This is a genomic window from Parasaccharibacter sp. TMW2.1890 (assembly GCF_023337645.1).
GTDB classification, from domain to species: domain Bacteria; phylum Pseudomonadota; class Alphaproteobacteria; order Acetobacterales; family Acetobacteraceae; genus Bombella; species Bombella apis.
Genome location: NZ_NWUV01000005.1, coordinates 1 through 25,741 on the forward strand (window position 1 = coordinate 1; position 25,741 = coordinate 25,741).

The 25,741-nt window shown below is 59.7% G+C and carries 22 protein-coding genes and 3 tRNA genes; 8 read left to right on the plus strand and 17 right to left on the minus strand.

The window, feature by feature from the left end; translation table 11 throughout:
* Positions 1-464 precede the first annotated feature (464 nt).
* The 7 genes from atpC to CPA54_RS08810 all read right to left on the minus strand — a co-directional run bounded on the left by atpC (position 465) and on the right by CPA54_RS08810 (position 5,807).
* Complete coding sequence (atpC, locus tag CPA54_RS08780; protein WP_043559580.1) at positions 465-896, minus strand: ATP synthase F1 subunit epsilon; 432 nt, start codon at positions 894-896, stop codon at positions 465-467.
* Between the two features lie 3 nt (positions 897-899).
* On the minus strand, positions 900-2,363 hold the full coding sequence (gene atpD, locus CPA54_RS08785; RefSeq protein WP_043559688.1) for a F0F1 ATP synthase subunit beta: 1,464 nt from the start codon (positions 2,361-2,363) through the stop codon (positions 900-902).
* Positions 2,364-2,385: 22 nt separating this feature from the next.
* Positions 2,386-3,282 carry a F0F1 ATP synthase subunit gamma gene (locus CPA54_RS08790; RefSeq protein WP_043559583.1) on the minus strand — a complete coding sequence of 299 codons (897 nt, stop codon included), beginning with the start codon at positions 3,280-3,282 and terminating at the stop codon, positions 2,386-2,388.
* Positions 3,283-3,294: 12 nt separating this feature from the next.
* Complete coding sequence (atpA, locus tag CPA54_RS08795) at positions 3,295-4,830, minus strand: F0F1 ATP synthase subunit alpha (RefSeq protein ID WP_043559586.1); 1,536 nt, start codon at positions 4,828-4,830, stop codon at positions 3,295-3,297.
* A complete protein-coding gene (gene atpH, locus CPA54_RS08800; protein ID WP_081562556.1) occupies positions 4,830-5,405 on the minus strand; it encodes an ATP synthase F1 subunit delta in 576 nt (191 codons plus the stop codon). Before atpH ends, atpA begins: the two co-directional genes overlap by 1 nt.
* 15 nt (positions 5,406-5,420) lie before the next feature.
* Positions 5,421-5,705: a hypothetical protein gene (locus CPA54_RS08805; RefSeq protein ID WP_143539988.1), complete on the minus strand. Its 285-nt coding sequence runs from the start codon at positions 5,703-5,705 to the stop codon at positions 5,421-5,423.
* Between the two features lie 27 nt (positions 5,706-5,732).
* Positions 5,733-5,807: transfer RNA gene (locus tag CPA54_RS08810), tRNA-Gly, on the minus strand.
* A 189-nt stretch (positions 5,808-5,996) separates the two neighbouring features.
* Between CPA54_RS08810 and CPA54_RS08815 the strand changes: the two genes are divergently transcribed.
* The 3 genes from CPA54_RS08815 to nusG all read left to right on the plus strand — a co-directional run bounded on the left by CPA54_RS08815 (position 5,997) and on the right by nusG (position 6,940).
* Positions 5,997-6,073, plus strand: a tRNA-Trp gene (locus CPA54_RS08815).
* Positions 6,074-6,142: 69 nt separating this feature from the next.
* The gene (gene secE, locus CPA54_RS08820; protein WP_081562558.1) at positions 6,143-6,397 is read left to right on the plus strand and encodes a preprotein translocase subunit SecE; all 255 of its coding nucleotides are present in this window, start codon (positions 6,143-6,145) and stop codon (positions 6,395-6,397) included.
* Positions 6,398-6,406: 9 nt separating this feature from the next.
* Positions 6,407-6,940 carry a transcription termination/antitermination protein NusG gene (nusG, locus tag CPA54_RS08825; protein WP_043559594.1) on the plus strand — a complete coding sequence of 178 codons (534 nt, stop codon included), beginning with the start codon at positions 6,407-6,409 and terminating at the stop codon, positions 6,938-6,940.
* A gap of 162 nt (positions 6,941-7,102) precedes the next feature.
* Here the strand turns inward: nusG and CPA54_RS08830 are convergent, their stop codons facing one another.
* Genes CPA54_RS08830 through CPA54_RS08840 form a run of 3 tightly spaced genes read right to left on the minus strand, consistent with a single transcriptional unit; the run spans position 7,103 to position 10,887 of the window.
* Positions 7,103-7,762, minus strand: coding sequence for a membrane integrity-associated transporter subunit PqiC (locus CPA54_RS08830; protein WP_086442251.1), 660 nt, complete (start codon positions 7,760-7,762; stop codon positions 7,103-7,105).
* Between the two features lie 3 nt (positions 7,763-7,765).
* The gene (locus CPA54_RS08835) at positions 7,766-9,448 is read right to left on the minus strand and encodes an MlaD family protein (protein ID WP_249086153.1); all 1,683 of its coding nucleotides are present in this window, start codon (positions 9,446-9,448) and stop codon (positions 7,766-7,768) included.
* Complete coding sequence (locus CPA54_RS08840) at positions 9,445-10,887, minus strand: paraquat-inducible protein A (RefSeq protein ID WP_081562561.1); 1,443 nt, start codon at positions 10,885-10,887, stop codon at positions 9,445-9,447. Before CPA54_RS08840 ends, CPA54_RS08835 begins: the two co-directional genes overlap by 4 nt.
* A 116-nt stretch (positions 10,888-11,003) precedes the next feature.
* On the opposite strand from CPA54_RS08840, the gene CPA54_RS08845 reads away from it, so the two are divergent.
* Positions 11,004-11,078 (plus strand) — tRNA-Thr (locus CPA54_RS08845).
* A 29-nt stretch (positions 11,079-11,107) separates the two neighbouring features.
* Positions 11,108-11,977, plus strand: a complete 870-nt coding sequence (locus CPA54_RS08850; RefSeq protein ID WP_249086154.1) for a restriction endonuclease — start codon at positions 11,108-11,110, stop codon at positions 11,975-11,977.
* Between the two features lie 91 nt (positions 11,978-12,068).
* Here CPA54_RS08850 and ahpF read toward each other — a convergent pair whose 3' ends face one another.
* Both ahpF and ahpC read right to left on the minus strand, forming a co-directional pair.
* Complete coding sequence (gene ahpF, locus CPA54_RS08855; RefSeq protein WP_043559602.1) at positions 12,069-13,634, minus strand: alkyl hydroperoxide reductase subunit F; 1,566 nt, start codon at positions 13,632-13,634, stop codon at positions 12,069-12,071.
* A 147-nt stretch (positions 13,635-13,781) separates the two neighbouring features.
* Positions 13,782-14,354 carry an alkyl hydroperoxide reductase subunit C gene (ahpC, locus tag CPA54_RS08860; RefSeq protein WP_043559605.1) on the minus strand — a complete coding sequence of 191 codons (573 nt, stop codon included), beginning with the start codon at positions 14,352-14,354 and terminating at the stop codon, positions 13,782-13,784.
* A gap of 233 nt (positions 14,355-14,587) precedes the next feature.
* On the opposite strand from ahpC, the gene CPA54_RS08865 reads away from it, so the two are divergent.
* Positions 14,588-15,535, plus strand: a complete 948-nt coding sequence (locus CPA54_RS08865) for a hydrogen peroxide-inducible genes activator (protein ID WP_043559608.1) — start codon at positions 14,588-14,590, stop codon at positions 15,533-15,535.
* A gap of 147 nt (positions 15,536-15,682) precedes the next feature.
* Here the strand turns inward: CPA54_RS08865 and putA are convergent, their stop codons facing one another.
* From putA to CPA54_RS08890, 5 genes are all read right to left on the minus strand, one after another.
* A complete protein-coding gene (gene putA / locus CPA54_RS08870; RefSeq protein ID WP_086431851.1) occupies positions 15,683-19,318 on the minus strand; it encodes a bifunctional proline dehydrogenase/L-glutamate gamma-semialdehyde dehydrogenase PutA in 3,636 nt (1,211 codons plus the stop codon).
* A gap of 289 nt (positions 19,319-19,607) precedes the next feature.
* Positions 19,608-20,684 carry a tRNA 2-thiouridine(34) synthase MnmA gene (mnmA, locus tag CPA54_RS08875; RefSeq protein ID WP_043559613.1) on the minus strand — a complete coding sequence of 359 codons (1,077 nt, stop codon included), beginning with the start codon at positions 20,682-20,684 and terminating at the stop codon, positions 19,608-19,610.
* A gap of 11 nt (positions 20,685-20,695) precedes the next feature.
* Positions 20,696-21,010: a ferredoxin family 2Fe-2S iron-sulfur cluster binding protein gene (locus CPA54_RS08880; RefSeq protein ID WP_043559617.1), complete on the minus strand. Its 315-nt coding sequence runs from the start codon at positions 21,008-21,010 to the stop codon at positions 20,696-20,698.
* A 32-nt stretch (positions 21,011-21,042) separates the two neighbouring features.
* A complete protein-coding gene (locus CPA54_RS08885; protein WP_081563366.1) occupies positions 21,043-22,176 on the minus strand; it encodes a cysteine desulfurase family protein in 1,134 nt (377 codons plus the stop codon).
* A 7-nt stretch (positions 22,177-22,183) separates the two neighbouring features.
* Complete coding sequence (locus CPA54_RS08890; protein WP_249086155.1) at positions 22,184-23,392, minus strand: cysteine desulfurase family protein; 1,209 nt, start codon at positions 23,390-23,392, stop codon at positions 22,184-22,186.
* Positions 23,393-23,715: 323 nt separating this feature from the next.
* On the opposite strand from CPA54_RS08890, the gene CPA54_RS08895 reads away from it, so the two are divergent.
* Both CPA54_RS08895 and tyrS read left to right on the plus strand, forming a co-directional pair.
* Positions 23,716-24,408 (plus strand): alpha/beta hydrolase, encoded by a 693-nt coding sequence (locus CPA54_RS08895; RefSeq protein ID WP_043559620.1) that lies wholly within the window; start codon positions 23,716-23,718, stop codon positions 24,406-24,408.
* A gap of 45 nt (positions 24,409-24,453) precedes the next feature.
* Complete coding sequence (gene tyrS / locus CPA54_RS08900; protein ID WP_043559705.1) at positions 24,454-25,704, plus strand: tyrosine--tRNA ligase; 1,251 nt, start codon at positions 24,454-24,456, stop codon at positions 25,702-25,704.
* Positions 25,705-25,741: the final 37 nt, after the last annotated feature.

The following is a 25,741-nucleotide window of genomic DNA, read 5'->3' on the forward strand; positions in this document are numbered from 1 at the left end:
AGCGTTCGCTCTGAGCCAGGATCAAACTCTCAGGTTCAATCCAGACCAACAGAATAAAACATCCAGCTTAATTCAACGCATCAAACTTAAAGTCAGATACATCAGCTTCCGTCTTCCATCAGCCTTCGCTAACGAAAACGCCGCCAACATATCCCTTCCAGTCTCTACTTTATAACCCATATTCTCTTGTCAATGACCACCCCAGCCGCCCCGAAACTTCCGCTCCAGCGCCGCCGGTGAATGGGCTTATACGCACCCACCCCCATACGGTCAACACGATTCCCGAAACTTTCTCAAAGTTTCTTCACATAACCCCCAAAAACCCCAGAAAACCGCCACCCAACCCCAAAAACACACCCCCCGGCGAATCACCCCACCAAAAAGAATCGAACATGGAAAAGAAAAAGCCGGTCCCCTTTGAAAGGAGACCGGCTTTCCCAAAACAGTCTGAGACCAAGAAGGCTTCAAAGAGACTTGAGATCGTGCTGCTTCACCTTTTCAGCAACCTCAATCTCCGCACGGGCAGCCTGAATCTGACGTCCCAAGCTTTCCTGAAGCTCAACCTCATCAGGGCCAACCCTTGTCCACTGATTCTTCAGCTCATCCAGCGTCTGGCTGGCATCATCAATGGACAGGTCTTCAAGCGCCCGCACCGAATCGGCAAGAATCGTGCAGTGATCCGCTGTCATGTCGACAAAACCACCCGTGACGAAGCAGCGTTCCAGAACTTGGTCGTCCTTGTAGAGAGTGATCACCCCACCACGAAGCTGCAACAGCAACGGGGCACGGCCAGGCATGGCCGCAATGTCCCCTTCCGTACCCGGAACAACAACCATATCGACCTCACGGTCCGTATAGCGTCTTTCCGGGCTGACGATTTCGGTGCGAAGCGGCATGGATCAGCCCTCCTGCTTCATCTTCTCGGCTTTCGCCTGCGCCTCTTCAATGGCGCCAACCATGTAGAAGGCACCCTCAGGCAGGTCATCGCACTCACCGTTTACAACGGCCTTGAAGGACCGCACGGTATCTTCCAGAGACACCAGCTTGCCCGGAGACCCCGTGAAGACCTCCGCCACATGGAAAGGCTGCGACAGGAAGCGCTGGATGCGGCGAGCACGGCCCACCACCAGCTTATCCTCCTCGGACAGCTCATCCATGCCGAGAATGGCGATGATGTCCTGAAGCTCCTTATAGTTCTGGAGCGTGCTCTGGACAGCACGGGCCACCTCGTAATGCTCCTGCCCCACAATCTTGGGGTCCAGAGAGCGGGAGGTCGAATCCAGCGGATCCACAGCCGGATAGATGCCCATCTCAGCGATGGAACGGTTCAGAACCGTCGTGGCATCAAGGTGAGCGAAGGTAGCAGCTGGAGCCGGATCGGTAAGGTCATCGGCTGGCACGTACACGGCCTGAACGGAGGTGATGGACCCTTTCTTCGTGGAGGTAATACGCTCCTGAAGGGCACCCATCTCCGTTGCCAGTGTCGGCTGATAGCCCACAGCAGACGGGATACGACCCAGAAGAGCGGAGACCTCGGAACCAGCCTGCGTGAAGCGGAAGATGTTGTCCACGAAGAAGAGGACGTCCTGACCTTCCACATCACGGAAGTACTCGGCCACGGAGAGACCCGTCAGGGCCACACGGGCGCGGGCACCCGGCGGCTCGTTCATCTGGCCATAGACCAGTGCCACCTTGGAACCGTCAGTATGACCGTTCTCATCAATCTTGATAACACCGGCACCCTGCATTTCGTAATACAGGTCGTTCCCCTCGCGGGTACGCTCACCCACACCGGCAAACACGGACACACCACCATGCGCCTTGGCGATGTTGTTGATGAGCTCCTGAATGATGACGGTCTTACCCACGCCGGCACCACCAAACAGACCAATCTTACCACCCTTCAGATACGGGCAGAGAAGGTCGATCACCTTGATACCTGTCACCAGAATTTCGGTATTGGCAGCCTGTTCCTCAAAGGAGGGAGCGGGGCGGTGGATCGGGAAGCGGGTTTCCGTCTTGATCGGCCCCTTCTCATCGACCGGCTCACCAATGACATTGATGATGCGGCCCAGAGTAGCCGGACCAACCGGCACGGTGATCTGGCTGCCCGTATCGGTCACCTCAGCACCACGAACGAGACCATCAGTCCCTTCCATGGCGATGCAACGGACCTGACGCTCACCAATTTCCTGCGCAACTTCCAGCACGACCGTCTGATCACCATTCATGACATGAAGGGCATTCAGAATATGCGGCAGCTTGTCCGTAAACTGGACATCCACCACCGGGCCACGAATCTGGGTGATCCGTCCAACACCAACACCGGCATTTTCAGCAGAGCGGTTGAGTTCCTCAGACATCAGATTTCTCTCCTGCATGATCTCAGACGGCTTCTGCGCCGGAAATGATTTCGATCAGCTCGTTAGTAATATTGGCCTGACGTGTCCGGTTATACCGGAGCGACAGACGCTCGATGGCCTTGCTCGCATTGCGGCTGGCATTATCCATGGCCGTCATACGGGCACCCTGCTCACCGGCAGCGCTCTCCAGCACGGCAGCATAAAACTGCACAAGCAGATTGCGTGGCAGAAGCTGTGCAAGAAGGTGGCCTTCATCAGGCTCAAACTCGTAGACAGCGCCGTCTGTCCTCTTCTCCCCGGCATTGTCATTCTCCGCAACAGGCAGAGGAACAAGACCTAGGGCCTGTGGCGTCTGGGTCATCGCATTGACAAAGCGGTTGCGCATCAGGGTGCAGGCATCAATCTCCCCACCCTCGACCAGATCGGCAACACGTTTCGCCAGATCCTGGGCAAGGGCATAAGCATCCTGCTGGGTCCCCGCCTTGTTGTGGAGCGAATCCACAACCATGTCCGGATAATAGCGCCTGAAGATCTCAGCGCCCTTGCGGCCAACGGGCAGCAGACGCACGGTACGACCCTGCGCCAGAAGGTCCTCGATCTGCTGACGGGCAGCACGGATGATGTTGGCATTGAAGCCACCGGCCAGTCCACGATCGGACGTCAGAACAATGAGAAGATGCACATTGTCCCGTCCCGTGCCAGCCAGAAGCGGCGGCAGGGTGGAAGGGTCCATCCCCTGCGATGCCGCTGCCAGCTCGCTCATCATACGCCGCATGGTATCAGCATAGGGGCGGGCTGCCTCGGCCTGATTCTGGGCGCGCCTCAGCTTTGAGGCAGCGACCATTTTCATTGCGCTCGTGATCTTGCGGGTCGATTTGACCCCCGCAATCCTTCCGCGCAGTTCTTTCAATGAAGGCATGAGCTACAACCCTCAGGCTGAAAAACGTTTGCTGAAGGCCTCAAGCAGGGACTTGAGCTCACCCTCGATCTCCGGTGTCAGCTTCTGCTCGGTACGGATCCTGGCCAGAACACTCTTGCCACCGTTGCGCAGCTCCTCCAGGAGGGCAGCCTCATAGGACGTCACCTGGTTGACTGCCACGGAATCCAGATAGCCACGGGTTCCAGCGTACAGAACAGCCACCTGCTCCTCAACAGCCAGCGGGGAGGTTTCCGGCTGCTTCAGCAGCTCCACAAGGCGGGCACCACGATCCAGCTGACGGCGTGTTGCCGGATCAAGGTCAGAGGCAAACTGGGCAAAGGAAGCCATCTCACGATACTGGGCCAGCTCCAGCTTGATGGTACCGGCAACCTGCTTCATGGCCTTGATCTGCGCAGCCGACCCCACGCGGGACACGGACCCACCCACGTTCACGGCCGGGCGAATACCCTTGTAGAACAGGTCAGTTTCAAGGAAGATCTGACCATCCGTAATGGAAATAACGTTGGTCGGAATGTAGGCGGACGTGTCACCAGCCTGTGTCTCGATCACCGGCAGGGCCGTCATGGACCCGGCACCGAACTCTTCGGACATCTTGGCGGAGCGCTCCAGCAGGCGGGAGTGCAGGTAGAACACGTCACCCGGGAAAGCCTCACGCCCCGGCGGACGGCGCAGCAGCAGGGACATCTGGCGATAGGCCACAGCCTGCTTGGAGAGGTCATCATAACAGAGCAGGGAGTGCATCCCGTTATCCCGGAAATACTCACCCATGGCAGAAGCAGAATAAGGAGCCAGATACTGCATCGGGGCAGCATCGGAGGCCGTGGCAGCCACGACGATGGAGTAATCCATCGCACCAGCTTCTGTCAGCTTGCGCACAAGGTTGGCCACCGTGGACCGCTTCTGCCCGACAGCAACATAGATGCAGTACAGGGACTTCTTCGGGTCACCCTCGGCATTGACACCCTTCTGGGCCACGATGGTGTCGATCAGGATGGCGGTCTTACCTGTCTGACGGTCACCAATCACCAGCTCACGCTGCCCGCGCCCGATCGGCACGAGGGCATCAATGGCCTTGATGCCGGTCTGCATCGGCTCACTGACGGACTGACGGGGCATGATACCCGGAGCCCGGACATCAGCACGACGATATTCGACATTCTCCAGCGGACCACGGCCATCAATCGGGTTGCCCAGAGCATCCACGACACGCCCCAGAAGCCCCTTGCCGACGGGAACTTCCACAACCTTGCCGGTGCGCAGCACGGTATCACCTTCGCTGATGAGGTCACCCTCACCGAAAATGACGACACCAACGCTGTCGCTCTCGAGGTTGAGAGCCATGCCACGCACGCCACTCCCCTCGAACTCGACCATTTCACCGGCCTGAACATTGGTCAGACCATAAACGCGGGCAATCCCATCCCCAATGGACAGAACGGTCCCTGTCTCTGAAACAGCGGCAGGCTGATCAAAGGACGCGATCTGCTGCTTGAGAATTTCTGAAATCTCGGCGGGACGGATCTCCATCACGCGGCTCCCTTCATGGCGTTCTGCAGACGGGCCAGACGCCCGGCGATCGATGTATCAAAAAGAACTGAACCAACACGCACAACCATACCCCCAAGCAGGGTTTGATCAACATGTTCAGTCATGGCAATATTGGCATACCCGGCCTGCTGGAGGCTGGCACGGAGGCTTTCACGCTGCCCATCTTCCATTGGACGGGCAGTCGTCACTTCCACACGCACCTCGCCACGCTGGCGGGCGTCCAGAAGAAGGACGGCTGACAGGATTTCATCCAGGCCAGACAGACGGCGCTGATGGGCAATGAAGCCAACAAACCGCTGCAGGGCCTCACCAAGCCCGAGAGCGGAGCCAAGGGCTTTCACCAGTTTTTCCGTCTGGCTGATGTCGAGCCGGGGATCCGCCAGAGCGGTACGCAGGTCCGGCAGCTGGGCGATGGCCTTTCGCAGCGCCCGCACCTGCTCCAGCACGGTGGCCTTGTCCTGTCTGCTGTCCGAGAGATAGTCCTCAAAGGCCCGGGCATAACGCTGCGCCACTTCGCCTGGCGCCCTGATCTGCTTTTCCTGTGCAACCGTCACGGGTTCATTCCGTCTTCATGAGGTTCTGCTTTCACGACCGGTTTCCCGGCACAACCCAACCGGCATGCCCCGGAACATGCTGCGTGACAGCACGGCGTCCCAGAGCCGGAACCCGGCCAGTGTTTCGTCCATGTCCACTAACACGGCGGGGCCCTCCAGCGCAACCAGAGGACCAACCGGGCCACGGCCCACAACACCGGTGGAACCGGCCAGCATGGCAGGGATGCAATGCCCGCGGACTCCAGCACCAAGCAGCCCCCGTTCCATCCATTTACTAGATGGATAGATGGCGAGGCCCATGCGCAGAGTGTCAATTTTTCAGGAGACTGGAGCGGGCGAAGGGAATCGAACCCTCATCAGAAGCTTGGAAGGCTACTGCATTAGCCATTATGCTACGCCCGCTCTGTTTCGGGCTGGAGATATAACCGCTCTCCCAGAGCAAGACAAGGGGGGATTCACCCCACCCTGCAGATGTGAAAGGTTTTTTCATTTTCTTGGAGATAGTGCTTGACTTTATGGGCCTGTCGTTATCTTTTCCTGCCCATCGTCAAGCCCTGAGGGGCGGACGGTCGCAGGTCGATTCGACCCTGAAGGGGTGTAGCTCAATTGGCTAGAGCGCCGGTCTCCAAAACCGGAGGTTGGGGGTTCGAGACCCTCCACCCCTGCCACGTCATACCCTGCCCGCCTGACTGCCTTACCCGGGTGACAGGGCTCGGGCCGAGATAGATTTGAGGATAATGGTGTCGGTCACAAAGCCGAAAGGCAATTCACCGAAGATGCCTCCGGCCCAGAAAGGCCCAGGATTCAGCCTTCGTAGATATTTTTCAGATGTGTGTGCCGAGGCCAGACGTGTTACGTGGCCGACGCGTCGCAATACCATCATTACAACAGGTGCCGTGCTGGCCATGGTCGTCGCCACCTGTATTTTCTTTTTCGTCGTCGATCAGCTGATCGGCCTGGGGATCAGCAAAATCTTAGGCATCGGAGGCTAAAGCAGCATCATGGCAAAACGCTGGTACGTTGTGCATGTCTATTCAGGCTTCGAGAAGAAGATTGCCGATCATATCCGTGAACAGGCCGAAAAGAAGGGGCTGAGCGATCAGTTCGAAGAAATTCTGGTACCGTCCGAGGAAGTGACCGAGGTCCGTCGTGGCCGCAAGGTGAACACGGAACGCAAATTCTTCCCCGGTTATGTTCTGGTCAAAATGGAACTGACGGACCGTGCCTGGCATCTCGTCAAGGACACACCGAAAGTGACGGGCTTTCTGGGTACACGCAACAACCAGCCAACGCCCATCAGCAATGCTGAAGCCAAGCGGATTCTCCAGCAGGCTCAGGAAGGTGTCGAGCGTCCCCGCTCCAGCTTGTCTTTCGAGATTGGCGAGCAGGTGCGGGTTTCCGATGGGCCTTTCACATCCTTCAATGGCAGTGTCGAAGAAGTCGATACGGAGAACCAGCGCCTCAAGGTCAGCGTCTCCATCTTTGGCCGCTCCACACCGGTGGATCTGGACTACAATCAGGTCGAAAAACTCTGAAGGAAGGGCCTTCGTTCCTTTCCAAAGAAACCACCCCTTCATGGTCTGAAGCGGGTGGTTTTTTTATGGCTTCCCCTTCTCATTCATGAAGGCATGAAAAAACCCCGTACAGCCTTCCAGAGGCCGTACAGGGTTTCCCCATCAGGCAGAAGCCCTGTTCCGTTACAGGCTGGAGGCCTCCTCATGGACCGGCAGTGCCGGTAGCGAATACAGAAGCTGGATGGCCTGGTCGGACAGTACTCCCACACCTTCCGCCAGAACCCGTACCATGTCGGCTGGCTTCGTTCCGACAGGCTGCGGAGATACCCACTGCACATTCACTGCACGAGCCTGTGAATCTGGCGCCCCTGCCCTGTGGGCAGACAGCACACCAGTAATGACAGCATGACCAGATACATCCTGCTCAAACCGGGACAGGCTCAGCTCCAGATAGGCTCCAGCCGTCACGGCCACAGAATCATTCTGGGAAAACAGCACATGGCCGGGCAGGCGCTGCCTCAGGTTGGCTGCCAGGGCATGACCAAGCATCTCGCCGAGCGGCTCACTCCAAGCAGCAGCAGGCACCATATGATCCTGGGCATCCTGCATCACCCTCAAAAGACCATCCCGATCCAGCCGGGAGGTGATGGATGGGGTAAGCACCTCAATGGCCTGTGGCAGGGCCGCCTGTATCACAGGGGACGCCACTGGCCCGGTCTGCGGTGCCAGAACATAATAGGTCGTAGGTGTACTGCTGCACCCGGCCAACAGAACACCTCCCAGGCAGACAGCTCCCAGCAGCCCACATGAACGCACGAAGGAAGGGTGGAAAAAACGCTTCATGGATCAGGGCCCCCGACCGGTAATGAGAGATGATGGATGATGGTCCAGATAGTCCGCCAGAAGATGGAAAGAGCGGGACATCCGTGTCAGCTGGACAATCAGCTCTTCAAGATTTCTGCGGAAGTCCGGATTGCCCCCATAGGAGGACAGCATCGTACGGGCCTGCGCCAGTGTGCCATTCAGATTGACCATCAGCTCTGGAAGATGCTCATCCGCATGGTCCAGCAGATGGTTCAGCGAGACCAGAGAGCCACTCAGGCCGGCCATGGCCCGTGTGACCTCGGGGCTTCTGAGACGTTCATCACCATGAGCGAGAATCTCGTTCAGATGGTCACCGATCTGGGGCAGCGGCATGGCCGCAATCTTGTCCGTGATGGTGGACACTGACTGGAGGATGCTGTCCATGCCGCCGGGCTGGCTTGGAATCACGGCTACACCATTCTCAAACGTTATCTGCTGCCCGTCATGCGTCTTGTCAGGCGCAAAAGACAGGGCAATCATGGCCTCCCCTGTCAGAAAACTGACATTCTGGACAGATGCACGCATCCCTTCAGCCACAAAACTGCCCAGCAGATCGCTCTTCCGGGCGGAATCCTGCTCATCGTCAGCAATCACACGCTCAGGTTCAAGCTGCATCTCCACCCGGACACGGGGAGCGTGACCACGTTTATTACCTCCCAACTCCAGATGCACACCTGTCACCTGTCCGACCTGAAGACCGAACATCGTCACCTTGCTGCCTTCCGTCAGACCAGCCACAGCTGTATCGACATAGGTCAGAACAGGGACCTTGTGACGATAACGGGCATTATCCGCATCCTCCTTTGTCTTGTAGAGATGGAAAACGGAATTGGCCACCGCAGGCGGCGTATCCTCAGTCTGTGCACTGTCAGGACGACCAAACGCCACCCCACCGGAAAGAAGAGCCTGGAATGACTGGAGGCGAACATTCATGCCCCCGGCTCCAAAACCTATCTGCATCCCCGATACATTCCAGAACCGGCTGTCAGCCCTCAGATAACGATCATAGGGAGCCTTCACGAAGGCCTTGATCAAAAGAGGCCCCTCTCCACCAGGCGGCATGGTATAGCCAAGGATTTCCCCCACCTGTATGTCCCGGTAGAAAATGGGAGCCCCGGCCCCGAGGGATTCCAAGGTGGACGAAACCAGCCAATATGTGCTGCCCGGTTTGTCCGAGCGGATACCGGGAGGCGTTTCCAGACCCTTAAAATGGGTCTGGTAATGGCCTCCCGCCGGTTTGCCCGGGTCCATGGCGATATAGGCGCCAGAAAAAAGCGTATCCAGCCCCGTGATGCTGGCCCCGTTGATGCGCGGGCTGACAACCCAGAACCGGGTATGCTCATTGAGCGCCCGAGGATCGATGCCACTCATCTGGATGGTCACATCAGCATGGGTCATGTCCGGGCTCAGGGCTACGCCCTGCACCACACCCAGGTTCACCGCCTTGTTCTTGACCTGCGTCTGCCCCGGAACAATGCCATCAGCAGCATCAAAGGAGACGACAATGCTCGGCCCCATGGTGGCAAAGTGCCTCCAGGCCAACCATCCGGCAATCAGCAGAGCAAGGATGGGAATGATCCAGAGCACGGAAAACCGTGGCAGCCGGACATTGGCCTCTGCCCCATGTCCACCTTCGGAATGTCGCTTCAGATGCTCATCTCTCACGCTTTTTCAGGCTCCATATCCCGTAATTCCGTCACATCCTCTTCTCCACCCTGCCTGGAGTGGCCCAGACCCTGCCGGTTATAGCCTGCAGCATCCCACATACGCCGGGGATCATACAGGTCTGCGGCAAAAATAGTTAACACAACCACAAGAGCAAAGAAGACCACACCCAGCTCGGCCGTCACGCTCGCCATGAAGCCGAACCGGACCACAGCCGCCAGAATGGAGATCATGAACACGTCAATCATCGACCAGCGACCAATGAACACCACGACCTTGTAAAGGCCTGTCAGACGCTTCAGCGCCTTGTGAGAGGCCCTGCCCCGACATTCACAGCCAATCATCAGGGCCAGCAGGAACACCTTGAGGACCGGCACGGTGATGCTGGCAAAAAGCACCAGCAGAGCCAGAAAGTAAAGGCCAGCCTCCCAAAGCTGGATCACTCCAGAAATGATGGTGCTGGGGTGTCCGTGCCCAACCTTCACGAAGGCCATGACCGGCAGCATGTTGGCCGGAATGTAGAAAATGAAAGCCGCCACCAGAAAACACATGGCCGCCTGAAGGCTGTTCCGCTTGCGCCGCCGCAGTATCTGCCCACAACGGGGGCAATCCCCCATGTCACGCTCATCATCCACCGGGCCACGGGCAACAAAAACCAGTCCACAGGCATGGCAGGACAGCATGTGCTTCTCCGGCGGCAGGGCACGCCCCTCCGCCATGTATATGCCCAGACCAGGGCGCCTGGTGACGGACCTGTGCCTCCATATCATGTCGGCATCAAAGGCCGAATCCATGGCTGCCATCATCACCATCAGCCCCCCGAGCAGGTACACACCCGGTTGCAGGATGACCAGGGCCAGATCAACCAGCTTGGTATAGGCCACGAGCAGGCCGATGACGTACACCTCGACCATGGACCACGGGCGCAGCTTTTCATACCAGGCCAGCAGGGGGCGGACCCAACGGGGCATTTCATCCCGGGACGCACCATAAAGAATCAGCGTCATGCAGACGAGCACGATGCCAGGCATGAGCACGCTGGCCAGAGCCACCAGTATGGCAATGCTCCCATAACCCTGCCGGGCCATTTCCAACGGGCCGCTCATGAGGGTGACCATGTTCTCCCGCCCGTAGATGTTGAGCGTCATGAGCGGGCTGACCAGCAGCACGATATACAGCGCCAGAGCTGAAAGGCAGAAGACCAGCGGGCCGCCAATCTCCGAAGTCCTGCGCCGTCGTGCCATGGTATTTCCGCAACGGGCGCAGCTCAGAACATGTCCTGGCCGCAGGTGAGGAACATGCTGGAAGAGACCACAGACATCACATTCATCCACCCCGGCCACCACCTTGAGTGCGGGCTGGTCCACATCATGCCGCAAGAAGGAACAGGCTCCGCCCTGGCTCCACAATCCTTTGTGAAAATGATCTTTTCTGAACATCCACCCCTCTTGCGCCGCCAGAGAGGGGTCTGCAACCCCTTTCAGGCCGTTATCCATAAATATTTTACATACACCGTTGCCTGTCACCTCATTTTTCTGTATAGGCTCAACCCGATGCCGACATAGCTCAGGGGTAGAGCAACTGATTCGTAATCAGTAGGTCCTCGGTTCAATTCCGAGTGTCGGCACCAGCTTCCCCTACACAGGATCGAAGGCGGACATGGCGGGACAACCGGATGGTGGTTTTTTTCCCCGCTCCGGTCCACTGCCCCCAGCACTTCACCACGGCAGCGTAACACCCTCCTTCCTGCCCGGGCATGGTATTGCCATCCTTCCCGCGGATGCACTTCTCCTCGGCTTTTTCCTAGTCCTGTTTCTCCAGTACCGCCATCGTGTGCGACGCAGGCGCAAGGCCTGGCAGCTTCTCTGCCAGCTCATTGCCCGGCATCAGCATACACTGGCGCAACGCCAACAGGCCTGCCTGACCGAAAACCATTATGGCGTCGTGGACAAACAACGCTGGCACAGGGAGCTGGACTATTTCTGCCAGAGCATCCTTCTCACCTGCCTGATGCAGGAAAATCTGGCTGACATATGGCCCTCCCTGCGGCGGCGGACCCTCCGCCGCATCAGCCGTGTGGTAAAAATCCTTCTCAAACACAACAGGACATCTCCTCCCCCAGCCGCCGCCGGGAGCAGCACCACACCACGGCAGTTCACCGCCACCATGGACCCGCTGGATTATGAACGTTTCTGCGCCGGACTGCTGCGCCAGGCCGGATGGCAGGCACGCACCACACCACCGGGGGCAGACCAGGGCATGGACATCATTGCCGAGCAGAGCGGAGTCCGGCTCGTCATACAATGCAAACTCTATGGCAGGCCGGTCGGGAACAAGGCTGTCCAGGAAATTTTCACAGCCCGGCAGCACCGTCAGGCCCAGTATGCAGCTGTCGTCTCCAACGCTGGCTATACCCGCCCAGCCCGGCAGCTGGCCCATGCCACCGGTGTCCATCTGCTGCATCACAGCCAGCTTTCAACACTGGGCCTCATGGACCTCCAGCCCCAGCCGGACCTTTTTCAACCATAAACAAAAAAGACCGGCCTGAAACAGGCCGGTCTCTTCATCCAGTCACCCAGACTGCCGCATCAGAAGCAGCCCGGGCCTATCAGATGTTCCCTCAGGAAGCAGCCGGGACACGGATGATGTGGTCAAAGGCAGACAGGGCAGCCTTGGCACCCTCACCCATCGCCACAATGATCTGCTTGTACGGCACCGTCGTGGCATCACCGGCAGCAAACACACCGGGGATGGAGGTACGGCAACGCTCGTCAATGCCGATCTCACCGATGCGGGACATCTCGATGCCACCCTTCAACCAATCCGTGTTCGGCAGCAGGCCGATCTGGACGAAGATGCCGTCCACGTCGATGCTGTGCTCGCTGCCATCCTTGACATCCTGCCAGCTCAGGCCGGTCATCTTGCGGCCATCACCACGGATCTCGGTCGTGCGGGCGTTCACCACGATATCGACATTCGGCAGGCTGCGGACCTTGTTCTGAAGGACCTCATCAGCCGTCAGCACAGGGTCATACTGAAGCAGCGTCACATGGGACACGATACCGGCGAGGTCGATGGCGGCTTCCACGCCACTGTTGCCACCACCGGCAACAGCAACCGGACGGCCCTTGAAGAACGGACCATCACAATGCGGGCAGTAGGCGACGCCCCGTGTGCGGTATTCTTCCTCACCCGGCACGTTCAGCTGACGCCAGCGGGCACCTGTTGCCACGATGATGGTACGGGCCTTCAGGTGGGCACCGCTCTCCAGCACGATCTCGTGCAGGCCACCTTCCTTCTCGGCCGGGATCAGCTTGGCAGCACGCTGTGCCGTGATGACACGGACATCATAGCTGCGAACATGCTGCTCCAGATTCTTGGCAAGGGCCGGACCTTCGGTCTCCGGTACGGAGATGAAGTTCTCGATGCCAGCCGTATCCATGACCTGACCACCGAAGCGCTCAGCCAGCAGACCAGTGCGGACACCCTTGCGGGCCGTGTAGATGGCGGCGGCACAGCCAGCCGGACCAGACCCGATCACCAGCGTGTCGAACGGCGCCTCGTCATTCAGCTTCTCGGAAGCCTTGGCAGCACCTTCAGTATCGATCTTGGCCAGAATCTCCGGCAGTTCCATGCGACCGGTGGAGAAACGCTCACCGTTCAGGAACACCTGAGGGACGGAACGCACATCACGCTCGTTCACCTCATCCTGGAACAGGGCACCATCAATGGCCGTGTGGCGGATGTTGGGGTTGAGCACGCTCAGCGTGTTCAGGGCCTGAACGACATCCGGGCAGTTGTGGCAGGACAGGGAGAAATAGGTCTCGAAATGGAAATCACCCTTCAGGGCCTTGATCTGCGCAACCTGTTCAGCCTCGACCTTCGGCGGGTGACCACCAACCTGAAGCAGGGCCAGTACCAGAGACGTAAACTCGTGGCCCATCGGGATGCCCGCAAAGCAGACCTGAACATCTGAATCTGCGGCACGGATCAGGAAAGACGGGCGACGGACGTCATTGCCACCTTCCTGATAGGAAACCTTATCAGAGAGTTCGGAAATTTCGTTAAGAAATTCTTTCATCTCACGGGACTTGTCGCCCTCATCAAGGGAGGCAACAAGAATGATGTTGTGGCGCAGATGCTGGAGGTACCCTCTCAGCTGGCCTTTGAGTTCGTCGTTCAGCATGAATTCTCTCTCCAGAATCTCTGGTGCTCAGGGTCTGGCAGACCGGGGAATCGGCCCCATGAAAAAGGAGGCGCACCACAACGCAGCACGCCTCCCCTCAACGGTGGGGAGAGGCCCCCCACCATACTTCCCGTTTTCAGGACGTGATCAGATCTTGCCGACTAGGTCCAGGGACGGATTCAGGGTTGCCGTGTCGCCACCCTCTTTCCACTTGGCCGGGCAGACTTCACCCGGGTGAGCAGCGATGTACTGGGCAGCACGGATCTTGTCGAGCAGCTCGGCAGCGCTACGGCCCACACCCTCGGAGGTGATCTCGATGTACTGGATCTTGCCTTCCGGGTCGATCAGGAACGTGGCGCGGTCAGCCGTGTGGCTGCCATCGGCACGCAGAGCATCGAAGTTGCGGGCGATGTCGCCAGACGGGTCACCGATCATGGTGTACTGCACCTTGCCGATGGCCGGGGACGTGTCGTGCCATGCCTTGTGGGTGAAGTGCTTGTCTGTGGAGACACCGAAGACCTCGACACCCATCTTCTGGAAGGTCTCATAGTTCTCGGCGAGGTCTTCCAGCTCTGTCGGGCAGACAAAGGTGAAGTCAGCCGGGTAGAAGAACACGACGGACCACTTGCCACGCAGGTCTGCATCAGAGACCTGAAGGAACTTGCCATCACGGAAAGCCTGGGCAGTAAACGGCTTAATCTCGGAACCAATAGCAGGCATGGAAACCTCCTCATTCACTTTCAGAATTGTAGACTTCCGCAGGGCCTGCGGATGTCCCCTCAAAGGGACAGCCCAACCTTGGGAATGTCAAGCATGTTCACCTTCTAGCCCACGGCTCTGAAACCGTCTAATTGAGGGTTGTTATCAGTATAATTGAGAATCATTATCAATCCTTATGCGATTCCAGTCTTTTTCCCTTGGCCCTGCCTCCAACTCAGCTTATTGGTATCCTTATGTCCTACGTTCCTCTTTCCGGTCTGTCCCTTCGGGACATCGAGTACGTCGTCGCAGTTGATGACCTGCGCAACTTTTCCCGTGCAGCTGAGCGTTGCGGGGTCAGTCAGGCGGGGCTGTCCGAGCAGGTGAGAAAGCTGGAGCAGCTTCTCAATGTCACCCTGTTCGAACGCTCCCGTCGGCATGTGGCTCCCACACCGGAAGGTGAGCGCCTCATCGCCCTGGGGCGGGATGTGCTGGCCTCAGCCCGCAATCTGCTGGAAGTCGCCCGGGCCCATACAGGACCGCTGGACGGCCTCCTGCATATCGGCGTCATTCCCACTCTCGGGCCGTACTACATCCCCGGCCTTCTGCCCCGCCTGCGCCAGAAGTACCCCCAGCTGGGCCTGAGGCTGAATGAGAACACCACGCCCAATCTGGTACAGGCTCTCCGGCAGGGCGATCTGGATGTTGCCTTCATGGCACCCACGGCTGCTACCGAAACACTGGAACATGCACCGCTCTTTCAGGAACCTTTCCTGGCGGTATTCCCCAAAGACCATGAGCTGGCCACCAAGAAGAATCTGTCCATTGCCGACCTGGCTCGGCCGGACCTGCTGCTGCTGGAAGACGGACATTGCCTGCGGGACCAGGCCCTCTCCCTCTGCCCCAGCAATTTCCGCTCGCAGGACCAGCGTCTGGCCACCAGTCTGGAAATGCTCTGGCACATGATCGGCGCCGGAGAAGGTTTCTCCCTCATTCCCCGTCTGGCCCTGAACAACCGGCAGGAATTTGACGGCCTTGTGACAGTCCGGGAGCTGAGTGAGAGCGAAGCCCGCCGGACCATCAGCCTCGTCTGGCGTCCATCCGACCCACGGGCAACATCCTTCCGGGAGCTGGCCAATTTCCTGCGGGCTACCACACCAGATGGCTGCCTGCCGCTGCCCAAAACGAAGATCCCGACCTGAAGGGCTCTTCTCCCCGAGGCAGACTCCATATCCCAACATGAAAGAACGGGTGGAAGAGCATGGCTCCTCCACCCGTTCTTTCATTTACAGACACAACATGCCCGGAACACCGGGCTGACCCTGTCAGCCCGGCTCCCTTTCAGCCTGTCAGCTCAGTGTCATCAACTCGGCATTGCCACCGGCAGCTGCCGTATTGACGCTGACCACCCGCTCCTGCAACAGGGCTTCCGGCTGCAACGTCACACTGTCAGCCCAATAGACCAGCGGAACAGGTGCATCCGGGTTCTTCAGATGGTCTGCAACGATCTGCCACAGCCCTTCATTGATGGTCTCCGTCAGGATGACGGAACATTTTTCCACATCCCCCAGAGAATTTGCCGGCTTGATCACCTCCCGCAGAACATCAGGCAGCGTATCCAGAGAGGCAATGACCGCAGGAGCAGCCAGCGCCACGACCTCATTCCCGCAGCTGATCGCATAGCTGATCATACGCTTCAGGCCGGTAGGTGTCTCTGCCACAACCAGCACACGGCCACGGGGCTCAAGCCTGTACGTATTCCGCTCACCTACAGGAGAAGGAAGCTCCAGACGGCAATCCAGCAGGCCATGATCCATCCATGGCGTCACCTCACGGACCAGCTCACGGTCATCCGTTCCCAGCCACAACAGCCAGGACCGTGCCATGGCAGGCATGGCGTCCGGTTTGGCCAGCAGCGTACGGGGCGCATGGGCGAGCTGCCGACGCAGGGCCAGAGGACCACCTGCCTTGGGGCCAGTCCCTGAGAGGCCATGACCACCAAACGGCTGGACACCGACAATCGCCCCGACAATGTTGCGGTTGACGTAGATGTTCCCAGCCTCGACACGCTCGACCAGATAGTCGATCCGGGACGGAACACGGCTATGCACGCCGAAGGTCAGCCCATAGCCGCCCGCATTGCTACGGGTGATCAGGGCCTCCAGCTCTTCACGCTGGTAACGCAGCACATGCAGCACCGGGCCAAAGATTTCACCCCCCACATCAGCGATCGCATTGACCTCGATCAGTGTCGGCGGAACAAAGGTGCCGTCAGCCGTTTCGTCCTTCACGACCGGCGCCTGGAAGACCGGATGGTTACGGCCACGCAGCGCCTCAATGTGATCGACAATTCCCTTGCGGGCCACTTCACTGATGACCGGCCCGACATCCGTGGCCAGCTTGGCCGGGATGCCGATCCGCAATTCTTCCATGGCGCCCTTCAGGAGGGAAATGATGCGATCGGCTGCATCGTCCTGCACGCAGAGAACACGCAGGGCGGAACAGCGCTGGCCGGCACTGTCGAAAGCGGAGGCAACGATGTCCTTCACCACCTGTTCCGGCAGGGCCGAAGAATCAACCACCATGGCGTTCAGGCCACCCGTCTCCGCCACGAGCGGCACAGGCTGCCCATTGCGCCCGAGACGGCCAGTCAGCTGGCGGGCAATGATCTGCGCCACAACCGTGGAACCGGTAAAGAGCACACCAGCGATGCGCTTGTCCGCCACCATGGCAGCACCGACATCACCCTCACCCGGCAGGAGTTGCAGGACCTCTTCCGGCACGCCAGCCTCATGCAGAAGCTTGACGGCCTCCATGGCGATCAGCGGCGTTTCTTCTGCCGGTTTGGCCAGAACGGTATTACCAGCGGCCAGAGCGGCAGAGACCTGCCCAAGGAAAATGGCCAGCGGGAAGTTCCAGGGGCTGATGCAGACAACTGTCCCCAATGGGAGGTGGGTCTTGCTGCTGAACTCACGCCGGACCGTCCCGCCATAGTACCGGAGAAAGTCGATCGCTTCCCGTACCTCAGCTACGGCATTGGGATAGGACTTGCCAGCCTCCCGGACAGCCAGCCCCATATAGGCGATGTAGCGTTCCTCAAGCAGGTCGGCCGCACGCTCAAGAATGGCGCCACGATCATCAGGGGACCGGGCTGCCCACTCCTCGAAAGCTCCCTCAGCAACATCCACAGCACGAGTGACATCCTCTGGCACGGCGAATGTCACTGTCCCGACCTGGTCACTCCGCTCCGCCGGGTTCGTCACCGGGTGGACAGGGCGTTCGGCCTTGCCAAGGCCCGGAACCAGCGGAGCCGCCTCATAATGCTCCGGCAGTCCCTCAAGCCCCTTTCCAAGGCGGGCCAGAACGAGATCATCATTCAGGTCCATGCCCTTCGAATTGTGGCGGTCAGGCTCAAACATGTCGAGCGGCTTGCTGATCTCGGCATGAGGGGCCCCAACCGGAGTGTAGGACCGGGTTGTCTTGACCGGGTCCTCCACCAGCTTCTCCAGGGAAATCTTCGAATCTCCCAGAAGATTGATAAAGGACGAATTGGCTCCATTCTCCAGCAGGCGGCGGACCAGATAGGCCAGCAGCGTGTCATAGGTTCCGACCGGGGCATAAATGCGACAGGGGCGACCCAGATGTTTCTGCCCTACGACGCTTTCATAAAGAGCCTCGCCCATGCCATGCAGGCACTGGAACTCGTACTGCCCCTCGTGGAAGTCCCGGCCAGCCATGGCGTAGATGGACGCCACCGTGCGGGCGTTATGCGTGGCAAACTGGGGGAAAACGGCATCACCAGCGGCCAGCAGCTTGCGGGCACAGGCGATATAGCTGACATCCGTATGACATTTGCGGGTGAAAACCGGGAAATCCGGCACACCATCAATCTGGGCCTTTTTCAGCTCGGTATCCCAATAGGCCCCCTTGACGAGGCGGACCATGATGCGATGGTGCGTCTCACGGCCAAGAGCGATGATGTAATCCAATACGGCAGCGGCACGGCGGCCATAGGCCTGCACAACAAAACCGATGCCATCCCAGTCGGCCAGCTCCGGGTCACGGCAGAGTGCGTCCAGAATATCCAGGGACAGATCCAGACGTTCGCTTTCTTCAGCGTCAATGTTCAGGCCGAGATTGTAATGCTTGGCACGTACGGCCAGTGCCTTGACCGTCGGCAGCAGCTCACCCATCACACGCTCACGCTTGGCACGCTCGTAGCGAGGATGCAGGGCAGACAGCTTGATGGACAGGCCGGGGCGCTCATAAACCGTGTTGCCCCTGGCCATGGAGCCGATCGCCTCCAGAGCGGCATGGTAGGAGGCCTGATACCTCTCGGCATCGTTACGGTCCAGCGCTGCCTCACCCAGCATGTCGTAAGAGTAGTTGAAGCCCTGGGCCTGCCGCTTGTGGGAATCCTTCAGCGCCCCCTCGATGGTCTGGCCCAGCACGAACTGCTGGCCCATCATCTGCATGGCAAACTGCACGGCTTTGCGGACAACCGGCTCACCCCGTTTGCGCAGCAGGTCATGAATCGCCCCCATGCGCTTTTTGGGGGATACAAGACGGCTCGTGACATCAAGCCCCCAAGAGGCAGCATTGATGATCAGCCCACTGTCACGCCCCATATGGGACAGCCAGTCACCGACACTAACCTGATCCCGGATCAGAGCATCCCGGGTTGCGTGATCAGGAGTACGCAGCAGGGCCTCGGCCATGCTCATCAGTGCCACACCTTCGGCGGAACCAAGGCTGAATTCCTGCACCAGCGTCTCAACCAGACCGGGCCGACGGTGGTCACGCAGATTGCGGGCCAGAGCAAGGGCCACCTTGCCAGCCACGATCTCCTCGTCAGGTTTCAGTTCAGCGGCGGGAAGAAGCGCTTCCACACACTCCTGCTCTGGATACCGGATCTTCTCGGCGATGGCCTTCCGCAGAGCAGAACGTTCCGGCAATGAACCAAAATGACGTGCAAAATAAGCCATAGCAAACCTTCAAGCTGATCGCGTGACAACCACTTCCTGTTGTTAGAGGAGAAGGAACTTCTCTATCTCCAGCCAGACCATGAAACATGGGGTGTTGTCCATATCCAAAAATGCGATTCGCACAAATTATATTCGGGTTACGAAACGTTTCCGAATGTCAGAAAGGCAGCACGGCAAGGAATGTCCGTCCCTCCGCTTCAATCGACCGCCCCTGCAAGACGGAACAACCCTCCCGAAGGGCTGGATAAATATTGTGTGAAGGCTTGGGGAAACAGTATGTTTCATCCCCTCAGGCAAGGATGAAACCACCCCCCAGAACACGGTCACCCTCATACATCACGCAGGCCTGACCAGGGGCTGGCAGGGCGGGTTCATCCAGCTGCACCTCGGCCCGGTTCCCCTCCAGGGGCCGCACCAGGGCCTGCCGCAGCCCTTCCCGTGCCCGCAGCTGTACACCACAGCGCACACCCTCTGCCGGGGCGTCAATCAACCAGTTCATATCCCGCAGGCGAACGGTCCGGCGGCCTTCATCACTGGTCACCTTCCGGCGGGGGCCAACAATGATGCGGCGGGAGGGCACATCAATGGCCGTGACCATCTGGCGCTCCCCCGTCCCCGTATGAATATCCCCCAGACGACGGCTCTGGCCAACCGTATAACGGGCAATGCCCTCATGACGGCCCAGCACGGTCCCGTCTTCAGCCACAATGTCACCCGGCCCTTCAATCTCCGGCCGCATCTTCTCCACCAGCCCGGCATAGGAGCCGTTCGTGACAAAGCAGATATCCTGGCTGTCCCGCTTGGTGGCCACATCCAGCCCCAGCTCCTCCGCCAGAGCACGCACATGGGCTTTGTCGGGCATCTCGCCCAGCGGGAAGCGCAGGAACTCCAGCTGCTCACGGGTCGTGGCAAACAGGAACCAGCTCTGGTCCCGGTCCCGGTCCACCGGACGGTGCATCTCCACACCTTCCGGGCCTTCCAGCCGACGTACGTAATGACCGGTTGCCATGGCCTCACAGCCGAGGTCCCGGGCCATGTTCAGGAGGTCCGTGAATTTAACCCCCTGATTGCAGGCCACACAGGGAACGGGGGTCTCCCCCCGAGCGTAGGAATCGGCAAAACTCTCGATCACACTTTCCCGGAAGCGGCTCTCCGCATCGATGACGTAATGGGGAAAGCCGATACGCTCGGCGACCATGCGGGCATCCATGATGTCCCGTCCAGCACAGCAGGCCCCAGGCTTTGCCGGACCGCTATGGTCGTAAAGCTGGAGGGTTGCTCCGATGACCTCATGGCCCTGCCGCTTCAGCAGGGCTGCCACCACGGAACTGTCCACCCCACCAGACATGGCCACAAGGATGCGCATGACTGGAAACCTCAGCCAGCCTTGGGAAGATGGACGACAAGACCGTCCAGCTCTTCCGTCATGACGATCTGGCAACCCAGACGGGATGTCTTCTCCAGCCCGAAAGCGAGGTCGAGCATGTCTTCCTCATCATCAGTCGGGCTTTTCAGCTTGTCCGCCCAGGCCGGGTCCACGATCACATGACAGGTCGCACAGGCGAGCGAGCCTTCGCAGGCCCCTTCAAGGTCGATATTATTCTCATGGGCGATCTCCAGCACGGAGAGACCTGCCTGTGCCTCCACCTCGTGGCGGCTACCATCACGCTCAACAAAAACCATCCGGGGCATAAGTCCCTACTCCCTGTATCCATGCAGCGGTCTCACCTCCCGGCAAGGCCCTGCCCAAAACGGGCCACTGCGCACTCCACATCACCTGCCGAGGTAAAACGTCCCACCGACAGGCGCAAGCTCCTGCGTGCCTCCGCCTCTGTCAATCCCATCGCCCTGAGGACATAGGATGGTGCCCCAGATGCCGCTGAACAGGCCGAACCGGATGAAAAAGCAACCCCCGGCACTGCTGCCATGACCTGCTGGGCCTCCAGCCCGGCGGGCAGGCACACATTCAAGACGCCCGGCAGCCGTGGGGCAGGCGCACCATTGAGACGCACCACCGGGAACAGCTGCCGCATACCCTGCCACAGCCTCTCCCGCAAGCCCGCAAGACGGTCAGCCTCCTCCTTCCCGCTCTCCACGGCCAGCCGGGCGGCCTTCCCCATGCCGATGATCAGCGGGACCGGCAACGTGCCAGAACGCAGGCTGCGCTCCTGCCCGCCGCCTGAAAACAAAGGTAGCAGCCGCACACGGGGCCGCCGCCGGACATACAGCGCTCCCACGCCTTTGGGACCATATATCTTGTGTGCCGAAAATGAAGCGAGATCGACACCCTCCAGCGTGCAGGGCAGCTTGCCGAACATCTGGGCCATGTCCACATGCAGCAGGGTGCCGGCCTGCTTCACCAGCGGCATGAGGCGCCCAAGGTCCTGCACCACGCCTGTCTCGTTGTTCGCTGCCATGATGCTGACCAGCAGCGCGGGTGTCTTCAGGGCCTCTGCCAGACGATCCGGTGACAGGCGGCCATCCGGCTCCACCGGCAGGATGACAGGCTCAAACCCCTCACCCTCCAGTGACCGTACAGCTTCCAGCACACATTTATGCTCCGTTGCCACGGTGACAAGGCGCCGTCGCCCATCACCCTGTTCCTTCAGGAAACGTGCGGCTCCCTTGATGGCCAGATTGTTGGCCTCCGTTGCCCCGGAGGTCCAGATCAGCTCCTGCGGGCTGACGGCGAGAGCCCCGGCAAGCTCCTCCCGGGCCTGCTCCACGGCCGCATTGGCCTTCTGCCCCGGCAGATGCAGGCTCCCTGCATTGGCGGGGTACTGTGTGAACCATGGCAGCATGGTCTCCAGCACGGCTGGATCACACGGAGTCGTAGCAAGGTAATCCAGATAGATCACATCAGCTTCAGGTTGCACGGCCACCTCCCTGGAGAGAGCTGCGTTTCAGAAGGCCACGTCCGGCAAAACGCTGGGCCATGAGAGCATAAACCTGCCCAAATGCCCTGACAGCTCCAGCTTCGGCATTCCACGGCAGCGAGACACGGATGGCCTGCCCGGCTGCCTCCCCCTGCCCCATGGCCTCCAGCACATGGGATCGGGCCACCTTGCCGGATGAACAGGCCGAACCGGCTGAAACGCAATATCCCTCGATATCCAGCGCCATGAGCTGCATCTGGGCCGCCACACCGGGCAGGACCGCACTGATGGTATTGGACAGCCGGGCCACACCATGCCCCATGATGAGGGCTCCAGCCTGCACCATGACACCCTCCAGCTCATCCCGCAGCGCCTCCAGGAGGGTCCAGTCCTGCTTCCGGCTCTCCTCAAGGGCGGCGGCCATACCCATGTGGGATGCAAGGGCCGGTGTGCCACCCCGCCGTCCCCGTTCCTGCCCGCCACCGGGCAGCAGGGGAGCCATGGGCCTGTCCTCCGGCAGCAGCAGGGCACCGGCCCCCTTGGGACCACCCATCTTATGGGCGGACAGGGCCAGACTGGCCCCCGCCAGGGACCCGTCTTTCAGAGCCAATGAGAACTCGTCCCGCTCCTGCATCCGGCCTGCAGCCTGTACGGCATCGACATGCAGAAAGGCACCATGCTGGCGACAGAGAGAGGCTACATCCCGCAGGGGAGCGTATACCCCCGTCTCATTATTCGCCGCCATGATGCAGACCAGCGGCCCCGGCCGATCACCTGTTCCGGGAGTATGGGCTGCCAGCATCTCCTCCAGCGCCATGCAGTCGATCACCCCCTGCCCGTCAACCGGAATGAGGGACGCCTCCGGGGCAGCTTTGCGGATGGCATCATGCTCGGTGGCACCAATGAGAATGGCACGGCCTTCCGCCCGACCAAAGCCATGCAGGGCAAGCGTATCCGCCTCCGTTCCCCCTGACGTGAACACACAGCAGTCAGCCTCCCTGCCAAAAGCGGAGGCCATCGTCTGGCGGGCTTCTTCCAGCATGATGCGGGCCCTGCGTCCTGCGGCATGGACAGAAGACGGATTCCCTGTCTGCTCCAGCCCGGCCAGCATGGCAGCCCGTGCAGCAGGCCGCAGGGGTTCGGTTGCATTGGCATCGAGATAGACAGGGCCCTGCTGCACAGCTGTATCCTGAACCATGAAAAAACCTTCTGCTCCGCTCATGCACATCCGGGACAGGGCCTTTCCCGCAAGCCCCATGACAAACCCTGCCCAAACAGGATGATAGATACAATCTTCTTTACCATTTTGAAAAAACCAGCGCAGAAGAGTCGATTTTGGTAGAAATCACGAGGATGGAACCGATATACAACGCCGGTATGTTCTTCCCGGACTGGGGCTGTGCCTTCTGCCCGGGGCGTAAAATCATGCCCGGGCCCGGACAGGGACCCGGGCATTATCGGTTCGCATAACCGCTCTGGGCCTTCAGCAGGCAACGGGGTGGACAAAGAGATGAGAGACACATGCCTGAAGTCATGTTTGCCGGCCCGGATGGGCGGCTCGAAGGCCATTACCATCATTCTGAAGACCCCAACGCCCCTCTCGCCCTGATCATCCATCCACATCCGCTGCATGGCGGGACGATGAACAACCGCATCGCCTACACCATGTACCGCCGTTTCCAGACCATGGGCTTTTCTGTCCTGCGCTACAACTCCCGTGGGGTTGGCCGCTCCCAGGGGCGGTATGATGGTGGAATCGGGGAAATCTCCGATGCCGCCGCTGCGCTGGACTGGATGCAGATGATCAACCCCAACTCCTCGGAGCTGTGGATCGCCGGTTATTCCTTCGGTGCCTTCGTGGGAATGCAGCTGCTCATGCGTCGGCCAGAAATCCGTGGCTGGATCAGCGTCGCTCCTCCGGCTGACGATTACGATTTCAACTTCCTCGCTCCCTGCCCGTGCAGCGGCCTGATGATCGCCGGTGGAAAGGACAGCATGGCCCCCGAGCCTGTCATCCGCAAGCTGGTGGACAAGCTGAACACGCAGAAGAATGTCACGGTGGATTACCGTGTTTTCCCCGAGGCCGATCATATCTTCTCCCAGCAGGCAGAACTGATTGCCGATGCGCTGGAGGACCATGTGACGACCCGCCAGCGGAATCTCTTCGCCCCTGAAGACGCCATGATCCAGCCTGCGGCAGAGGCCGTGGGCTAAGCCCGCTCCGCCCCGACAGGACAGCCATCAGGAAAGATGCCCTTCATGACCGATACATCACTTAAAAGCCCATTCCTGCGGGAAGCCCAGGCCCGTGGGATGATCTTCCAGTGCACCGATTTCGAGGCGCTGGACGAGCTGATGCTGGCAGGTCCCGTTACGGCCTATATCGGTTTTGACCCCACGGCAGACTCCCTGCATGTGGGCAATGCCATGTCGATCATGATGCTGCGGCTGCTCCAGAAGCACGGGCACAACCCCATCGCCCTGATTGGCGGCGGCACGGCAAAGATCGGTGATCCATCCTTCCGTGATGAGGCCCGCTCCCTGATGACGGACGAGACCATCACCCACAATCTTGCCGGGCTGCGGGCCTCTCTGGGACAGTTTCTGGATTTTGAGGATGGGGCGTGCCGTCTCGTCAACAATGCGGACTGGCTGGACAGGCTCTCCTACATCAGCCTGCTTCAGGATGTCGGGGTGCAGTTCTCCGTCAGCCGGATGCTTTCCTTCGAAAGCGTGAAGCAGCGGCTGGACCGGGAACAGGGACTGACTTTCCTTGAATTCAACTATTCCATCCTTCAGGCGTTCGACTTCCGGGAGCTGTACCGCCGCCACGGGGCCATTCTCCAGATGGGCGGGTCCGACCAGTGGGGCAACATCGTCTCCGGCATCGACCTGGCCCGCCGCACGGATGGGGCACGTCTGTTCGGGCTGACAACGCCGCTTGTCACCACCTCCTCCGGGGCCAAGATGGGCAAGTCCGCCAACGGAGCCGTGTGGGTCCGCAAAGAGCGGCGGCCTGTCTTCGATTACTGGCAGTTCTGGCGCAACACCGAGGATGCCGACGTGGGCCGCTTCCTGAAGATGTTCACGGACCTGTCCGTGGAGGAATGTGAACGCCTCGGTGCGCTGGAAGGGGCAGAGATCAACGAGGCCAAGAAGATTCTGGCCACCGAGGCCACGGCCATCTGCCACGGCCGTGAAGCCGCCGAGGAAGCTGCCGAAACCGCCCGCAAGGTGTTCGAGCAGGGCAGCGTCCAGGCCGCCCTGCCAGAAGTTGCCGTGCCCGCCAGCCTGTTTGCCGAGGGTGTGCCTGCCTTCAGGCTCTTTGCAGAGGCAGGCCTGGCCGCCAGCGGGGGCGAGGCACGCCGTCTTATCCGTGGCGGTGGTGCCCGGCTGAATGACGTCGTCATCAAGGATGAGAACCAGACCGTCACCCCCGCCGACCTGACGGACGGCACGCTGAAACTGTCCTCCGGCAAGAAGAAGCACATCCTCATCCGGGTGGGGTAACATCCCCCCGGCAGGCGGAACAGAACAGACACGACAG

What these genes read in the sequence shown, in the direction of transcription:
- CPA54_RS08850 (WP_249086154.1), top strand. Translation starts at nt 11,108, where the DNA reads ATGGCGGGACAACCGGATGGTGGTTTTTTTCCCCGCTCCGGTCCACTG.
- CPA54_RS08840 (WP_081562561.1), bottom strand. Translation starts at nt 10,887, where the DNA reads ATGTTCAGAAAAGATCATTTTCACAAAGGATTGTGGAGCCAGGGCGGA.
- atpD (WP_043559688.1), bottom strand. Translation starts at nt 2,363, where the DNA reads ATGTCTGAGGAACTCAACCGCTCTGCTGAAAATGCCGGTGTTGGTGTT.
- atpA (WP_043559586.1), bottom strand. Translation starts at nt 4,830, where the DNA reads ATGGAGATCCGTCCCGCCGAGATTTCAGAAATTCTCAAGCAGCAGATC.
- CPA54_RS08865 (WP_043559608.1), top strand. Translation starts at nt 14,588, where the DNA reads ATGTCCTACGTTCCTCTTTCCGGTCTGTCCCTTCGGGACATCGAGTAC.
- ahpC (WP_043559605.1), bottom strand. Translation starts at nt 14,354, where the DNA reads ATGCCTGCTATTGGTTCCGAGATTAAGCCGTTTACTGCCCAGGCTTTC.
- tyrS (WP_043559705.1), top strand. Translation starts at nt 24,454, where the DNA reads ATGACCGATACATCACTTAAAAGCCCATTCCTGCGGGAAGCCCAGGCC.
- CPA54_RS08880 (WP_043559617.1), bottom strand. Translation starts at nt 21,010, where the DNA reads ATGCCCCGGATGGTTTTTGTTGAGCGTGATGGTAGCCGCCACGAGGTG.
- secE (WP_081562558.1), top strand. Translation starts at nt 6,143, where the DNA reads ATGGTGTCGGTCACAAAGCCGAAAGGCAATTCACCGAAGATGCCTCCG.
- putA (WP_086431851.1), bottom strand. Translation starts at nt 19,318, where the DNA reads ATGGCTTATTTTGCACGTCATTTTGGTTCATTGCCGGAACGTTCTGCT.
- CPA54_RS08895 (WP_043559620.1), top strand. Translation starts at nt 23,716, where the DNA reads ATGCCTGAAGTCATGTTTGCCGGCCCGGATGGGCGGCTCGAAGGCCAT.
- CPA54_RS08790 (WP_043559583.1), bottom strand. Translation starts at nt 3,282, where the DNA reads ATGCCTTCATTGAAAGAACTGCGCGGAAGGATTGCGGGGGTCAAATCG.
- nusG (WP_043559594.1), top strand. Translation starts at nt 6,407, where the DNA reads ATGGCAAAACGCTGGTACGTTGTGCATGTCTATTCAGGCTTCGAGAAG.
- CPA54_RS08805 (WP_143539988.1), bottom strand. Translation starts at nt 5,705, where the DNA reads ATGGGCCTCGCCATCTATCCATCTAGTAAATGGATGGAACGGGGGCTG.
- ahpF (WP_043559602.1), bottom strand. Translation starts at nt 13,634, where the DNA reads ATGCTGAACGACGAACTCAAAGGCCAGCTGAGAGGGTACCTCCAGCAT.
- mnmA (WP_043559613.1), bottom strand. Translation starts at nt 20,684, where the DNA reads ATGCGCATCCTTGTGGCCATGTCTGGTGGGGTGGACAGTTCCGTGGTG.
- CPA54_RS08890 (WP_249086155.1), bottom strand. Translation starts at nt 23,392, where the DNA reads ATGGTTCAGGATACAGCTGTGCAGCAGGGCCCTGTCTATCTCGATGCC.
- CPA54_RS08830 (WP_086442251.1), bottom strand. Translation starts at nt 7,762, where the DNA reads ATGAAGCGTTTTTTCCACCCTTCCTTCGTGCGTTCATGTGGGCTGCTG.
- atpC (WP_043559580.1), bottom strand. Translation starts at nt 896, where the DNA reads ATGCCGCTTCGCACCGAAATCGTCAGCCCGGAAAGACGCTATACGGAC.